Here is a 13,470-nt window from a genome sequence, read left to right as displayed (position 1 = left end):
GATGGCACCGCTCAGCATTAACTGACACATGTCAGATTGGGGTATCGTCTGGGCGGCCCTCGTGGGCCGACGACCGGCCGGGGATCCCCCGAGACCCGGCCGGTCGTCCCTCAGCGCTGCGCCGAGGTCATCGCCATCCGGGCGAGCACGGCGTTCTCGACGACCTGGACCACGTTGTACAGCAGCAGCGTGATCACCGTGATGAGGGCGACGCTCGCCCACAGGTCGTCGAACTTGGCCGACGCGGTGAACTTCACGATCGAGCCGCCGATGCCCTGGCCCGTGGACAGCCACTCGGCGAGCAGGGCCCCCGTGACGGCGCCCGGCACCGAGACGCGGGCGGCCGCGAACAGCGCCGGCAGGGCGCCGGGCACGTTGACCTTGCGCATCGCGGTCAGACGGGAGCCGCCGTAGACGTGCACCAGGTCGAGGCTCTGCACGCTGGCGCGGCCCAGGCCGAACAGGATCGAGGCGAGCGCGGGGAACAGCACGACGATCGAGCCGATGACGGCGACGGACGCCTGCGTGCCGCGCCCCGTGATGAGGATGATCACCGGGGCGATCGACACCAGCGGGATGGAGCGCAGCAGCAGCGCCAGCGGCATGACGCCTGCCTCGATCGTCCGCGACAGGGAGAAGGCGACCGCCAGCGCCCCGGCGACGACCATGCCGACGACGAAGCCGAGCGCGGCGTCCTGCAGGGTCCGCACGAGCAGCGGCACCAGCTCGGCACGGTTCGTCGCGGCGTCCTCGGCGGTCACGAGGAACGACCAGACGTCCGCCGGGCCCTTGGCGACGTACGGCGAGATGCCGGTGAGGTGCACGACCGCCCACCACAGGGCGAGGACGATGACGAACGTGAGGGCCGCGTTGACCACGGCCCGTCCGACGGGGCGCCAGGAGCCGGCGGTCATGCGGTGCTCCGTCCCGCCACCCAGGGGGTGGCCAGTCGTGACAGGAGTCCGACGACGCCGTACCCGATGAGGGCGACGGCGGCGGTCAGCAGGAACACGGCCCACACGCGGGGCGAGTCGAGCTCGCCCTGGAGCCGGATGAGGGTGATGCCGACGCCCCGGTCGATGCCGCCCATGTACTCGCCGAGCACGGCACCGAGGAACGCCGACGGCACGGCGATCTGTAGCGCGTTGAGGATCGCGGGCGTCGCGGCCACGAGGCGAACCTTGCGCAGCTGGGTGAACCGGGAGCCGCCGTACACGTGCACGACGTCGAGGCTGGCGCGGTCGGCGGACTTGAAGCCGAGCAGCGCCCCGACGACGGTGGTGAAGAACACGGCCAGCGCGGCGAGGAAGATCGCGGTGCTGCTGGGGTCCCCGGGCCGTTCGGCGCCTCCGAGCACCACGATCGCGATGCCGCCGACGGCGACCACGGGCAGGCAGTAGCTCACGACCGCGATCTGCATGACCACGGGTTCGATGCGCGGTGCCAGCAGCACGGTCGCGGCCAGCAGCAGGGCGATGGCGTTGCCCCACGCGAAGCCGACGAGCGCCTCGGTGATGGTCACCTGGAACACCGTCCAGTACGGTGCCAGGCCGTCGGAGACCAGCGTCTGCGCGACGACCAGCGGGGACGGGACCGGGGTGAACGTGGTGCCCGGCGGCGGCTGGAAGACGGTGGCGGAGAACACCCACCACGCCGCCACCAGGGCGACGGCGCCGACGAGTCCGGCGAGCCAGGTGGGGACCGAGGTGCGCCCGCGCATCAGGCCTCCGCCGCGGCGCGGCCGTCCGTGCCGAACAGCAGCTCCGAGGCGCGGTCCACCAGCGCGTGGAACTCGGGGGTGCGCATCATCTCGGGGGTGCGGGGCCGGGGCAGGTCGACCTCGATGATCTCCTTGATGCGGCCTGGCCGCGGGGACATCACCGCGACGCGGTCGGCGAGGAAGATGGCCTCGGAGATGCCGTGCGTGACCAGCAGCGTCGTGGCCGGCTTCTCGGTCCAGATGCGCAGCAGCTCCAGGTTGAGGTTCTGGCGGGTCATGTCGTCCAGCGCGCCGAAGGGCTCGTCGAGCAGCAGCACCGAGGGCTTGAGAGCCAGGGCGCGGGCGATCGAGACGCGTTGACGCATGCCACCGGAGAGCTGGGCGGGCTTGGCCTTCTCGAACCCGGACAGCCCCACGAGCTCGATCAGCTCGTCGACGTAGGCCTTGTCGACCTTGCGGCCGGCGACCTCGAACACGAAGCGGATGTTGGACAGCACGCTGCGCCAGGGCAGCAGCGCGTGGTCCTGGAAGGCGATGCCGAGCTCGGAGTCGCGGCGCAGCTGCGCGGGCGTCTTGCCGTCGACGAGCACGGTGCCGGACGTCGGCTGCTCGAGGTCGGCCAGGACGCGCAGGATCGTGGACTTGCCGCAGCCGGACGGGCCGAGCAGGGCCAGGAAGGAACCCTGGTCGGTGTGCAGGTGGGCGTCGGCCAGCGCGGTCACGCTCTTGCCGCGACCCGTGGGAAAGGTCTTGGTCAGGCCGTCGATGCTGATGCCGGTACCGCCCGGGGTCGGCGCAGTCTCCTGCGACGACCCCGGGGCGGCGACGTCCGACGTGGTGTCGTGGGTCATGGGTTCCCTCAGGGGAGGTAGTCGACGAGCTCGGGCGACTCGGCGTAGATCTCGTCGATGATCGAGGTGTCGAAGAGCTGGTCGGTGGTGACCTCCCAGCCGGCGGCGGCCAGGGAGTCGACGGTCTGCTGCTGCAGCTCCTCGGAGATGGTGAACAGGCCGTTCGCCTCGGTCTCCTCGGTGGAGATCAGCAGCTTCTCGGCCGCCAGGCCCCTCTGCGTCTTCTCGGGGTCGAGGGCGCCGAACACGGCCTCCAGCCCTTCCTCCGACTCGGCGGCGGCAGCGTTGTAGTGCTCCTCGACCAGGGCGACCGTGTCCTCGGCGGGCTCGGTGAACACGTGGCTCCAGCCCTTGATCTCGGCGGTCAGGAACGCCTTGAGCAGCTCGCGGTTCTCGGCGAGGTACTCGTCGGTGACGCTGAACGTCTCGGCGACGTAGGGCACGCCGTTCTCCGCGTAGGCGAGGTTGGTGACGTCGTAGCCGGCGAGCTCGACCGTGAGGGCCTCGTTGGTGAGGTAGGCCATGAAGCCGTCGACCTCACCGTTCATCAGCGGCGTGGGGTCGAAGTCCACGGGGACCACGGTCACGTCGCCCTCGTCGATGCCGTTGGCGCGCAGCAGGGCGGCGAACACCGAGGCGTTGGAGTCCTGCACGCCGATGGTCTTGCCGACCAGGTCCTGCGGCGAGGCGATGTTGCCGCCGTCGGCCAGCGACAGGATGGTGAACGGGTTCTTCTGGAAGGTGGCGCCGATGATCTTCAGCGGGGCCTCCTGCTCGGCGATGGCCGCGCCGATCGAGGCGGCGTCGGACAGGGCGACCTCCACGGTGCCCGACAGCAGCTTCGCGACGCCGGTGTCCGGGCCGGAGATGCCCAGGACGTCGTCGAACCCCGCCTCGTCGTAGTAGCCCTTGTCGTACGCGTAGAACTCGCCCGCGAACTCCTCGTTCTTGATCCAGGAGTACTGCACGCTGATCTCGCCGTACGACGCCTCGGCGTCGTCGCCGCCAGCGGCGGTGGGTTCCTCGCTGGCGCACGCGGTCAGGAGGAGGGCGGACGCGGCGACCGATGCGCCGAGGGCGCTGAGGCGGGCTCGGCGCGAGGACCTGCTGTGGACTGCCATGGGTGGGGCTCCGCTCGAACGTCTGGTGATGGGACGTACCGCAACGTAGGGAGCCGAGGTTTCAGGCCTAGCGTCCCAGCGTTTCGGCGGAGTTAAGTGATCACTTCACCCGTGCTCGAGTGGTGCACGACGGCGTCGACGTCGCCGGGGCGTCAGCATGGGGAGGCTGCTTTGCCCGTTCCTCAGGAGGGGGTCGGTGCTGAGCCCGGCGCGGGCTGTTTCTGCGCGAGCCGCCACACGCGCTCGCGGGTGAACGGCTGGCGGAACGGTCGGCGTCCGAGCGCCCGAGCGATGGCGTTGCCGATCGCGGGGGCCACGGGGTTGTACGGCGACTCGCTCATCGACTTCGCACCGAACGGCCCGATGGTGTCGTGCGTGTCCGCGAAGTACACCTCGGTGTCCGGCACGTCGGCCGACTGCGGCACCCGGTAGGTGCGGAACACCGGGTTCTGCACCGCGCCGTCCGGCCCCAGCAGCACCTCCTCGTACAGCGCGCTGCCCAGCCCTTGCGCGGCACCGCCCTCGACCTGCCCGCGGCACTGGGCCGGGTTCATGACGAACCCGGCGTCGGCCGCCTGCACGGACTGCAGCACCCGCACCGACCCGGTCTCGGCGTCGACGGCCACCCGCACCGCGTGCACGTTGAACGCCATGCTGCGTTCCTTGCCGTCGTCGTACCCGTGGGTGGTGAGGCCCTCCGGCCCGACGGCGGCGCCGTCGGCGAGCAGGTCGCGCAGCGCCGTGCACGCGCTCGTCAGCGCCTTGCCGGCGACGACGGTCCCGGCCGACGCGAACGCTCCCGTGTCGTGGTCGACGAGGTCGGTGTCCGCGGTGCGCAGCTCCACCTTCTCCGGTGGCGCGCCCAGCACGGTCGCCGCGATCTGGCGGAACACGGTGGACGTCCCGTTGCCGAACTCCGCCGTCCCCACGGCGAGCACGTAGGTGCCGTCGGCGCGCAGGGTTGCCGAGGCGTGCGCGTGGTGCCCGCCCGGTGCGGCCCCGGCGATCAGGGAGATCGCCATGCCCTCACCGCTCAGCCAACCCTGCGGGGCCTCGACGCCGTTGCCGCGGCGCAGCGCGCCCTGCGCCAGGTCGAGGCACTGGTCGAGCCCGTAGCTTCCCCACCGCAGGTCGGGCTCGGGCTCGTCGTGCACGGTGAGCAGCGCGTCGCCGTCGCGCACCGCGTTGCGGCGCCGCAGCTCGAACGGGTCGATCCCGAGCTCCTCGGCCAGCATGTCCATCGCCGACTCGACGCCGAGGATCACCTGCCCCAGCCCGTACCCGCGGAACGCCCCCGACGGCACCGTGTTGGTGTACACGACCTCGGCGTCGACCCGCTTGACCGGGCAGTTGTAGACGTTGATCGACTCCGCGACCGAGTGGAACATCACCCCGATGCCGTGGTTGCCGTACGCGCCGGTGTTGCTCAGCACGTCGACCTTCATCGCCGTGAGCCGGCCGTCCGGGTCGGCGCCGAGCGACACCGCCACGCGGAACGGGTGGCGCAGCGCCGCCCGCCGGAACTCGTCGGTGCGCGCGAACTCGTAGGCCACCGGCCGCCCGGTGCGCAGCACCGCGAGAGCCACGAGGTCCTCGACGAACAGCTCCTGCTTGCCGCCGAACCCGCCGCCGAGCCGCGCGGCGTGCACCCGCACGCGGTCGCGCGGGAGGTCGAACAGGTGCGCGAGCTCGTTGCGGGCGAGGAACGGCACCTGCGTGCTGGAGCGCAGCACGAGGCGTCCGTCGTCGTCGAGCCAGCCGATGGCGCCGTGCGTCTCGAGCTGGGCGTGGGCCACGCGGCCGGTGTGCCAGGTGCCGCTGACGATGGCAGCACTGGCCGCGAGCGCGGCGTCGACGTCGCCGCCGCGGCCTTCGTGCAGGCTCGCCAGGACGTTGCGGCCTGCTTCGGCGACGCGGTCGGCGGGGGTGCGGTCAGGGTGGATCAGCGGCGCGCCGGGCCGCCTCGCTTCCTCGGGGTCGAGGACGGCGGGCAGGACGTCGTAGGTGACGTCGACCAGGCGCAGCGCGGCGTCGGCGGCCTCGGCGGTCTCGGCGACGACGGCGGCGACGCGCTGCCCGACGAAGCGGACGACGTCGTCGAGCACGCGCGTGTCGTCGGGGTCGTCGGTGCGGTGCTCGTGCCGTCCGGTGGAGAACCGCTTCTGCGGGGCGTCCTCGTGCGTCAGGACGGCGACGACGCCGGGCAGCGCGCGGGCGGCGCGAGCGTCGATCCCGGTGACGCGGGCGTGGGCGTGCGGCGAGCCGAGCACCCGCAGCACCAGTGCGCTGGTGGCCAGCGGGGTGTCGAACGTGAACGGCTCGCGGCCCTGCACCACGCGGCGGGCAGGTTCCGGCGTGACCGAGCGGCCCACCCCGTGCCCGTCGTCGTGCCCGCCGCAGGCCGCCGCGGCGTCCGGGGCGCCGTCGTCGAGCACGGACCGGATGGCCGTGCGGATCGGCCGGTAGCCGGTGCACCGGCACAGGCTGCCCTTGAGCCGCTTGTCGAGGCGCGGCAGATCCTCGGGGGTGAGGCACGACGCCGTGACGCTCATCCCGGGGGCGCAGAAGCCGCACTGGAACCCGAACTCGCGCACCAGGGCCTCCTGCACGGGGTGCAGGTCGTCGCCGGGCGCGAGCCCCGCGGCCGTCGTCACCGAGGCACCGTCGGCGCGCAGCGCCGGGACGATGCACGAGTGCACGGGCTTGCCGTCGAGGACGACGGCGCAGGCTCCGCAGTCGCCCGCGTCGCAACCCTTCTTGACCTCGGTGTGCCCGTGCTCGCGCAGCAGCGTGCGCAGGCACTGGCCGGGGCGCGGGTCGGTGTCGTGGGTGGTGCCGTTGACGTCGATCTTCATGCGTGGTCCTTCGTGACGGTGCCCGTGGCGGTGCCCGTCGCCGTGCCCGCCAGGTCCGCGCGCAGGCGCGTCGCGAGCACGGCGCTCACCCCGCGCCGCCAGTCCGCGGCACCGAGGGGGTCGGTGTAGTAGCCGGGGGCGGCGTCGACGTCGGCGGCCAGCGTCGCGGCGTCGGGCAGGGCGTCGTAGCGCAGGACGACGGGACGCACGACGGCGGCCGTGACCGCGAACGCGCAGGCGCCGTCGGGGTCGAGCCGGCCGGTGACGACGGCGCCCGACCGGCCCAGCTCCGCGAGCGCGATCTTGGCGAGCGCGGCGTGGGAGCGCAGCGCCGCGGCGGGCAGGTCGATCGCTCGCAGCACCTCGCCGCGGGCCAGGTCGGTGGTGCCGTTGCCGGTGACGAGCCGCTCCACGGGCGTGCGGCGGGTGCCGCCGTCGGGCGTCCAGATCTCGGCCACGCCGTCGAGCGCGACGGCGAGCGAGACCATCGCCGCCGCCGGGAACGCGCGGCACACGTTGCCGCCCACGGTGGCGGTGTGCCAGATCTTGAAGGACGCCAGGAGCGCGTCGACGGCGTCGGGGACCATCGCGACCGCCGTCCAGCCGTCCGGCACGGCGACGTCGCCGCGGCCCTCGGCCCAGGCGCGCAGCGTCGCGATCGGGCACGTCGCGCCGATGCGCAGGCCGTCGGGGGAGACCTCGAGGTCGGGCCAGCCGAGCGTGGTGAGGTCGACGAACCCGGTGGTGCCCGGCTGCGGCTCGCTCATCAACCAGGTGCCGCCGCCCAGCAGGGTCTCCCCGGGGGCGAGGGCGAGGTCGGCGCGCGTGCGCGCCCGGCGGAATCCCGTCACGGAGGTGACGTCCATGCTCAGAGCCGTTCGGCCAGCTCGCGCGAGGCGTCCGCGACACCGCGGGCGAGCGCCCGCTCGTCGGCGGTCACGAGGCAGGCGTCCTCGACGACGGCGCGGCCGCCCACGTAGAGCCGCTTCAGCGGGGGCAGCGCGCCCAGACCGAGCGCCGCGACAGGGTCGAGGATCCCGGCGTGCTCGACCCCGTCGACCTGCCAGACGGCGATGTCGGCGAGCTTGCCGACCTCCAGGGAGCCGATCTCCTCGTGGCGGCCGAGCACACGGGCGCCGCCGATCGTGGCGACCCGCAGGGCGTCGCGCACGCTCATCGAGTCCGCGCCGGTGCGCAGCCGGTTCATGAGCACGGACTCGCGGATCTCGATGCCGAGCTGGCCGGACTCGTTCGACGCCGCACCGTCGACCCCGAGCCCGACCGGCACGCCCGCGTCGAGCAGGTCCCGCACCGGCGCGATGCCCGCCGCGAGGCGCGCGTTCGACGACGGGCAGTGCGCCACCCCCGTGCCGGTGGCGGCGTAGCGGGCGATCGCCACGTCGTCGAGGTGGACGCCGTGCGCCATCCAGACGTCGTCGCCGAGCCAGCCGAGCTCCTCCAGGTACTGGGTGGGCGACATGCCGAAGTGCTCGGCGCAGTAGGCGTCCTCCTCGACCGTCTCCGAGGCGTGCGTGTGCAGGCGGACGTCGAGGGAACGGGCGAGCTCGGCGGCCTCGCGCAGCAGGTCCTTGGTCACCGAGAACGGCGAGCAGGGGGCGATCGCGACGCGCACCATCGAGGTGCGCGAGGCGTCGTGGTACGTCTCGACGGCCTCCTGCGACGCCTTGAGCGCCGCGCCCGTGGTCTCCACGGCGAAGTCCGGCGGCAGCCCGCCCTGGGACTGCCCCAGGTCCATCGACCCGCGCGTGGCGTGCAGCCGCACCCCGACCGTCGCGGCCGACTCCACGAGCGCGCCGACGATGTCGCCCGACCCCTGGGGGAACACGTAGTGGTGGTCGCCGACGGTGGTGCATCCCGACCGGGCGAGCACCGCCATCGCACCGGCGGCGCCCGCGCCGGTGAGCCCCGCGTCGATGCGCGACCACAGCGGGTACAGCGAGGTCAGCCAGTCGAACAGGATGGAGTCCTGGGCGTAACCGCGCGTCAACCACTGGTAGAGATGGTGGTGGGTGTTGATCAGGCCCGGAGTGACCAGGGCGCCGCTCGCGTCCACGACCTCGGCCCCGGCGCGCAGGTGCTCCGGCGCCCGGCCCGGCCCGACGGCGGTGACGACGCCGTCCTCGACGACGACGTGACCGCCGGGGTGCTCGGTGCCGGCGGCGTCGACGGTGGCGACGTGGCCGTTCTCGATGACGGTACGGGTCATGGCCGTGCTCCTCGCGTGCAGGTGGTGCCGGTGCGCGTGCTGGTACCGGTGGTCGAGCTGGTCGAGCTGGTCGAGCCGGTGGGGCGTGTCGTCGTGCCGACCTCGCGGTGGATCCGCCCCGACGTCTCCCGCAGCGGCACGCCCGACCCGCCGTGGCGGGAGGCCACGATCTCCGCGAGCACCGACAGGGCGGTCTCCTCCGGCGTGGTGCCGCGCAGGTCGAGACCGAGGGGGGAGTGCAGGCGGGCGAGGTCGACCTCGCCCACCCCGGCGGCGCGCAGCAGGGTGGCGCGGTGCGCGACGGTGCTGCGGGCGCCCAGCGCGCCGACGAACCCCACGGGCATCGACAGCGCCGTACGGATCGCGGGGACGTCGAGGCGCTCGTCGTGGGTGAGGACGCACACCGCGGTGCGGGCGTCGGTGTCGGCGCCGTCGAGCGAGGCGAGGTACTCGTGCGGCAGGGCGACGACGAGCCGGTCGGCGGCAGGGAAGCGCGCGGCCGTGACCAGCGTCTCCCAGGTGTCGCAGACGGTCACGGCGTACCCGGCGGCGGCGCCGAGGCGGCACAGGGCGGCGGCGTGCTCACCCGCGCCGAGCAGGATCAGCCGGGGGCGCGGGGCGTACCGGAGCACGAGCAGGTCGGCGCCGTCGTGGGCGGCGGGCAGGAGCACGCTCCGGTCGGTCGGGTCGCCGGGCGCGGCGGCAGGTGCCGGCACGACCCGGCCGGCGTGCGGCCCGGAGGTGACGACGCCGACGGCGGTGGCCCGGTCGGCGGCGACGTCCTCCAGCGCCCGCACGGTGACGGCGTCGTCCGGGTCGAGGCGGTGCGCCACCACGTCGATCTGCCCGCCGCAGGCGAGGCCCGCGGCGTGGGCGGTGGCGTCGTCGAACCCGAACCGCGCGGTGCGGGCCTCACCGGTCGCGGCGGCGAGCCGGCCGAGCACCACGGCCTCGCCCTCCACGCAGCCGCCGGAGATCGACCCGATGACCGCGCCGTCCCCGGTGACGGCCATCGCGGCGCCGACGCCCCGCGGCGCGCTGGAGCCGACCTGCGTGATCGTCACCGCGGCGACCGGCACGCCCGACCGCAGCAGCGGCAGGAGGTCGAGCGCCATCTGAAGCATGGGCTTAACGTAGGCCGGTCGTGTTTCGGGCAGACTACGCACACATGACGCCAGGGAACAGGCCGCCGGTGCGGCTCGGAGGGCTGGTGCTCGCGGCCGGCGCGGGCACACGGTTCGGCGGCCCCAAGGGGCTCGCGCGCACCACGGCGGGGGAGCCGTGGGTGCAGCGCGCCGCCGGGATGCTGCGGGCCGCCGGGTGCGACGTCGTGCTCGTCACCGCCGGGGCCCGCGGCCAGGTGGTCGCCGCGCTCGTGCCGTCGTCCGCCGTCGTGGTGAGCGTTCCCGACTGGGCCGACGGGCTGTCGGCCTCGCTGCGGGCCGGGCTGGTCGCCGCCGCCGCGCTGCCCGCTCCTCCCGACGCCCTCGTCGTCACCCCGGTCGACACCCCGGAGGCGCCGCCGTCCGCCGTGGTCCGCGTGCTCGAAGCCGCGCACTCGACCGGGGGTGCGCCCTCGCGCCTCCTCGCCCGGGCGGTCTACGACGGACGCCCCGGCCACCCCGTGCTGATCGGCCGGGACCACTGGGACGAGCTGCGCGCGACGCTCCGCGGCGACACCGGCGCCGGGCGCTACCTGGCAGCCCACGGCGCCCTCGACGTCGAGTGCGGCGACCTGTGGTCGGGCGACGACGTCGACCGCTGACCCTCGTGCGTAGCTCGCAGGGACGCCGATCACGACGATCACGGTGCCCGCAGGAACGTGAGCCGGGGAGCGCTGGTGCACGTGCTCGCCCGCCCGGCGGGTCGGTCACCGGCCCAGGTCGACGACCCCCGCGGTCCGTCCAGCACGGATGCCCGCCTACGCTGGTGCGGTGCACCTCGTCGCCTCCGACATCTCCTTCGCCTACCCCGGCCGTCCCGTCCTGGACGGTGTCGGCCTGCGGGTGTCCGACGGCGTACGCCTCGGCGTCGTGGGGGAGAACGGTTCCGGCAAGTCCACTCTGCTGCGGGTGCTCGCCGGCGAGCTGAAGCCCAAGGAGGGCCGGGTCCGCCGTCGTGGCTCGCTCGCGTACGTGCCCCAGGAGCTCACCGAGCCGGCCGGGCGCACCGTCGGCGACCTCGTCGCGGACACCCTGGCGGAGCTGCGGGCGCTCGCGGCCGACCTGGAGCAGGCGGCCGCCGCGTTCGACCACGACGACGGGGACCTGCGCGAGCTGGGCGACCTGCTGGCCCGTGTGGAGCACCTGGCCGCGTGGGACGCGGACCGGCGCGTCGACGTCGCGCTCACCCGCCTCGGAGCGGTCCGCGACCCGGCCCGACGCCTCGACACGCTGTCCGTGGGGCAGCGGTACCGGGTGCGGCTCGCCTGCCGCCTCGCCGAGCGTGCCGACCTGCTGCTCCTCGACGAACCCACCAACCACCTCGACGACTCCGGTGTCGCCTACCTCACCGAGACCCTGCAGACGTGGCGCGGTGGCGTCGTCGTCGTGACGCACGACCGCGAGCTGCTCGACGACGTCGTCACCGCGATGTTCGACCTCGACCCCGCGATGGACGGGCGCCCCGCCCTGTACGGCCAGCCCGGCTACCACGAGTACCGGTTCGCCAAGGCGCAGATGCTCGCCCGCTGGCACCAGCGGTTCCGGGCCGAGCAGAAGCGGGCCGCCGAGCTCGCGTTCCGCCTCGACCGCTCCTACGAGGGGCTGTCCGACGAGTGGCGTCCGCCCAAGGGGTCCCAGAAGCACCGCCGCGGCACCCGCGCACGGATCCACGTCAAGGCCGCCGACCGGCTCGTGGAGAAGCTCGAGGCCGAGGCGGTCGACGTGCCGCCCCCGCCCCCTGCGCTCGCCTTCCCGGACCTGCCGGCACTGTCGGCGGGGTGGGAGCCGGGCGAGGCGCTGGTCGAGCTGCGCTCGCCGCGTGTGGTCGCGCCCGACGGCGCCACCCGGCTCGACCTGCCGGGCACGCGCGTGGCGGTGCCGCCGTCGGGCCGGCTGCTCGTCACGGGCGCGAACGGCACGGGCAAGTCGACGCTGCTCGCGGCGTTCGCGGGCGTGCTTGCGCTGGAGCGCGGGCTGCGCACGGCACGCGACGGGCTGCGGATCGGGGTCGTCACGCAGGAGAGCGACGTCGTCGGGCCCGAGAACCTGCAGCGTTCCGCGTTCGACGCCTACGCCGCGCACGCCCTGGAGCTGCTGAGCCGCGGCGAGCTCGACCCGGACCACCTGGTGCCCGTCGCAGCGCTCGGGCTGCTCGCCGAGGACGAGCTCGACCGTCCCGTCGCCGAGCTGAGCGTGGGTCAGCGCCGCCGCTTCGACGTCGCGCTCGCGCTGCTGCACGCGCCGCACCTGCTGGTGCTCGACGAGCCCACGAACCACCTGTCCGTCGACGTCATGGACGCCCTCACCGCTGCCCTGCTGCGGACGTCCGCCGCCGTCGTCGTGGCCACCCACGACCGCCGCATGCGGGCCGACCTCGCCGACTGGCCGGTGCTCGACCTCACGGCCTGATCGCCCAGGCCCCCGAGGTCAGTCGAGGCGCCCCACGTGCGCCATCGCCTGACGCACCAGCGTGCCCTGACCGTTGACCATCTCGGCCTGCACGGTGTCGCTGCACGCCTCCTCCGGCGTCAGCCAGGCGAGGTCGAGCGCGTTCTGCTGCGGGCGGCAGTCGCCGTTGACCGGCACCACGTAGGCGAGGGAGATCGCGTGCTGGCGCGGGTCGTGGAACGGGGTGATCCCCGGGGTGGGGAAGTACTCGGCGACCGTGAACGGCTGCGGCGAGGCGGGGATCTGCGGCAGCGCCACCGGTCCGAGGTCCTTCTCGATGTGGCGCAGCAGTGCGTCGCGCACCCGCTCGTGGTAGAGCACCCGACCGGACACGAGCGCACGCGTCATGCTGCCCAGCGGGGTGGCGCGCAGCAGCAGACCCACCGAGACGACGTCGCCGGACTCGTCGACCTGCACGGGCACGGCGTCCACGTACACCAGGGGGAGCTGGGCGCGGGCGGCGGCGATGTCCTCGGGGGTGAGCCAGCCCGTCGGCGCGGCCTCGAAGCCCGTGTCGCGGGCGCGGTCGTCGTCGGGCGGGAACTCGGCGGTGTCGGTCACTCCTCGTTTCTACCACCCGCGGAGCGCTCACCCGAGCCGGGCGGGTTCGGGTGGGGCGGGCCCGGGGCTCGGGTGGGACCGGCCCGGCGGAATACTGCGGGCCCGTGGGACGCTACGCCTGGAGGCAACCCACGAGAGGACTACGCATGGCTACCGTCGAGCTGACCGACGACACGTTCGAGCAGGCGATCAAGGACAACGACATCGTGCTGGTCGACTTCTGGGCGTCCTGGTGCGGCCCGTGCCGCCAGTTCGCCCCCGTCTTCGAGGCGTCGAGCGACCAGAACACCGACATCGTGCACGCCAAGATCGACACCGAGGCGCAGCAGCAGATCGCGTCCGCCGCGGGCGTGACGGCGATCCCGACCCTCATGGCGTTCCGTGAGGGCATCATGGTGTTCAACCAGGCCGGTGCGCTGCCCGCGCCCGCGCTGAAGCAGGTCGTCGACGCCGTCAAGGACCTGGACATGGACGACGTGCGGCGCCAGCTCGCGGCGTCCGAGAGCAGCGAGCAGCAGGCCTGA

Annotated in this window: 12 protein-coding genes; 3 read left to right on the top strand and 9 right to left on the bottom strand. The window is 73.8% G+C overall.

Annotation, left to right across the window (positions count from 1 at the left end; translation table 11 throughout):
* Positions 1 to 110: 110 nt before the first annotated feature.
* The 8 genes from ACNHYB_RS05830 to ACNHYB_RS05795 all read right to left on the bottom strand — a co-directional run bounded on the left by ACNHYB_RS05830 (position 111) and on the right by ACNHYB_RS05795 (position 9,898).
* Entirely contained in the window at positions 111 to 914 is an 804-nt protein-coding gene (locus tag ACNHYB_RS05830) for an ABC transporter permease (RefSeq protein ID WP_418277464.1), read from the bottom strand.
* Positions 911 to 1,720: an ABC transporter permease gene (locus ACNHYB_RS05825; protein ID WP_418277463.1), complete on the bottom strand. Its 810-nt coding sequence runs from the start codon at positions 1,718 to 1,720 to the stop codon at positions 911 to 913. Before ACNHYB_RS05825 ends, ACNHYB_RS05830 begins: the two co-directional genes overlap by 4 nt.
* On the bottom strand, positions 1,720 to 2,571 hold the full coding sequence (locus ACNHYB_RS05820; protein ID WP_418277462.1) for an ABC transporter ATP-binding protein: 852 nt from the start codon (positions 2,569 to 2,571) through the stop codon (positions 1,720 to 1,722). Before ACNHYB_RS05820 ends, ACNHYB_RS05825 begins: the two co-directional genes overlap by 1 nt.
* Before the next feature lie 8 nt (positions 2,572 to 2,579).
* Positions 2,580 to 3,692, bottom strand: a complete 1,113-nt coding sequence (locus ACNHYB_RS05815) for an ABC transporter substrate-binding protein (protein ID WP_418277461.1) — start codon at positions 3,690 to 3,692, stop codon at positions 2,580 to 2,582.
* Positions 3,693 to 3,874: 182 nt separating this feature from the next.
* Positions 3,875 to 6,547, bottom strand: a complete 2,673-nt coding sequence (locus ACNHYB_RS05810; RefSeq protein WP_418277459.1) for a molybdopterin-dependent oxidoreductase — start codon at positions 6,545 to 6,547, stop codon at positions 3,875 to 3,877.
* Positions 6,544 to 7,413: an FAD binding domain-containing protein gene (locus ACNHYB_RS05805; protein WP_418277458.1), complete on the bottom strand. Its 870-nt coding sequence runs from the start codon at positions 7,411 to 7,413 to the stop codon at positions 6,544 to 6,546. Before ACNHYB_RS05805 ends, ACNHYB_RS05810 begins: the two co-directional genes overlap by 4 nt.
* 2 nt (positions 7,414 to 7,415) lie before the next feature.
* The gene (locus ACNHYB_RS05800) at positions 7,416 to 8,774 is read right to left on the bottom strand and encodes an 8-oxoguanine deaminase (RefSeq protein WP_418277456.1); all 1,359 of its coding nucleotides are present in this window, start codon (positions 8,772 to 8,774) and stop codon (positions 7,416 to 7,418) included.
* Complete coding sequence (locus tag ACNHYB_RS05795; protein WP_418277455.1) at positions 8,771 to 9,898, bottom strand: XdhC family protein; 1,128 nt, start codon at positions 9,896 to 9,898, stop codon at positions 8,771 to 8,773. The genes ACNHYB_RS05800 and ACNHYB_RS05795 overlap by 4 nt, the downstream gene beginning before the upstream one ends.
* Positions 9,899 to 9,942: 44 nt before the next feature.
* Here ACNHYB_RS05795 and ACNHYB_RS05790 point away from each other — a divergent pair, with 44 nt between their 5' ends.
* The gene (locus ACNHYB_RS05790) at positions 9,943 to 10,539 is read left to right on the top strand and encodes a nucleotidyltransferase family protein (RefSeq protein ID WP_418277453.1); all 597 of its coding nucleotides are present in this window, start codon (positions 9,943 to 9,945) and stop codon (positions 10,537 to 10,539) included.
* A gap of 169 nt (positions 10,540 to 10,708) precedes the next feature.
* Positions 10,709 to 12,346 (top strand): ABC-F family ATP-binding cassette domain-containing protein, encoded by a 1,638-nt coding sequence (locus ACNHYB_RS05785; RefSeq protein ID WP_418277452.1) that lies wholly within the window; start codon positions 10,709 to 10,711, stop codon positions 12,344 to 12,346.
* Positions 12,347 to 12,364: 18 nt separating this feature from the next.
* Here ACNHYB_RS05785 and ACNHYB_RS05780 read toward each other — a convergent pair whose 3' ends face one another.
* Complete coding sequence (locus tag ACNHYB_RS05780; RefSeq protein WP_418277451.1) at positions 12,365 to 12,946, bottom strand: NUDIX hydrolase family protein; 582 nt, start codon at positions 12,944 to 12,946, stop codon at positions 12,365 to 12,367.
* Between the two features lie 146 nt (positions 12,947 to 13,092).
* Here ACNHYB_RS05780 and trxA point away from each other — a divergent pair, with 146 nt between their 5' ends.
* Positions 13,093 to 13,470, top strand: a complete 378-nt coding sequence (gene trxA, locus ACNHYB_RS05775; protein ID WP_418277450.1) for a thioredoxin — start codon at positions 13,093 to 13,095, stop codon at positions 13,468 to 13,470.

The organism is Isoptericola jiangsuensis (assembly GCF_048320105.1).
GTDB classification, from domain to species: domain Bacteria; phylum Actinomycetota; class Actinomycetes; order Actinomycetales; family Cellulomonadaceae; genus Isoptericola; species Isoptericola jiangsuensis_A.
This window is presented reverse-complemented; position numbering and strand designations above follow the sequence as displayed.

What these genes read in the sequence shown, in the direction of transcription:
- ACNHYB_RS05830 (WP_418277464.1), bottom strand. Translation starts at nt 914, where the DNA reads ATGACCGCCGGCTCCTGGCGCCCCGTCGGACGGGCCGTGGTCAACGCG.
- ACNHYB_RS05825 (WP_418277463.1), bottom strand. Translation starts at nt 1,720, where the DNA reads ATGCGCGGGCGCACCTCGGTCCCCACCTGGCTCGCCGGACTCGTCGGC.
- ACNHYB_RS05820 (WP_418277462.1), bottom strand. Translation starts at nt 2,571, where the DNA reads ATGACCCACGACACCACGTCGGACGTCGCCGCCCCGGGGTCGTCGCAG.
- ACNHYB_RS05815 (WP_418277461.1), bottom strand. Translation starts at nt 3,692, where the DNA reads ATGGCAGTCCACAGCAGGTCCTCGCGCCGAGCCCGCCTCAGCGCCCTC.
- ACNHYB_RS05810 (WP_418277459.1), bottom strand. Translation starts at nt 6,547, where the DNA reads ATGAAGATCGACGTCAACGGCACCACCCACGACACCGACCCGCGCCCC.
- ACNHYB_RS05805 (WP_418277458.1), bottom strand. Translation starts at nt 7,413, where the DNA reads ATGGACGTCACCTCCGTGACGGGATTCCGCCGGGCGCGCACGCGCGCC.
- ACNHYB_RS05800 (WP_418277456.1), bottom strand. Translation starts at nt 8,774, where the DNA reads ATGACCCGTACCGTCATCGAGAACGGCCACGTCGCCACCGTCGACGCC.
- ACNHYB_RS05795 (WP_418277455.1), bottom strand. Translation starts at nt 9,898, where the DNA reads ATGCTTCAGATGGCGCTCGACCTCCTGCCGCTGCTGCGGTCGGGCGTG.
- ACNHYB_RS05790 (WP_418277453.1), top strand. Translation starts at nt 9,943, where the DNA reads ATGACGCCAGGGAACAGGCCGCCGGTGCGGCTCGGAGGGCTGGTGCTC.
- trxA (WP_418277450.1), top strand. Translation starts at nt 13,093, where the DNA reads ATGGCTACCGTCGAGCTGACCGACGACACGTTCGAGCAGGCGATCAAG.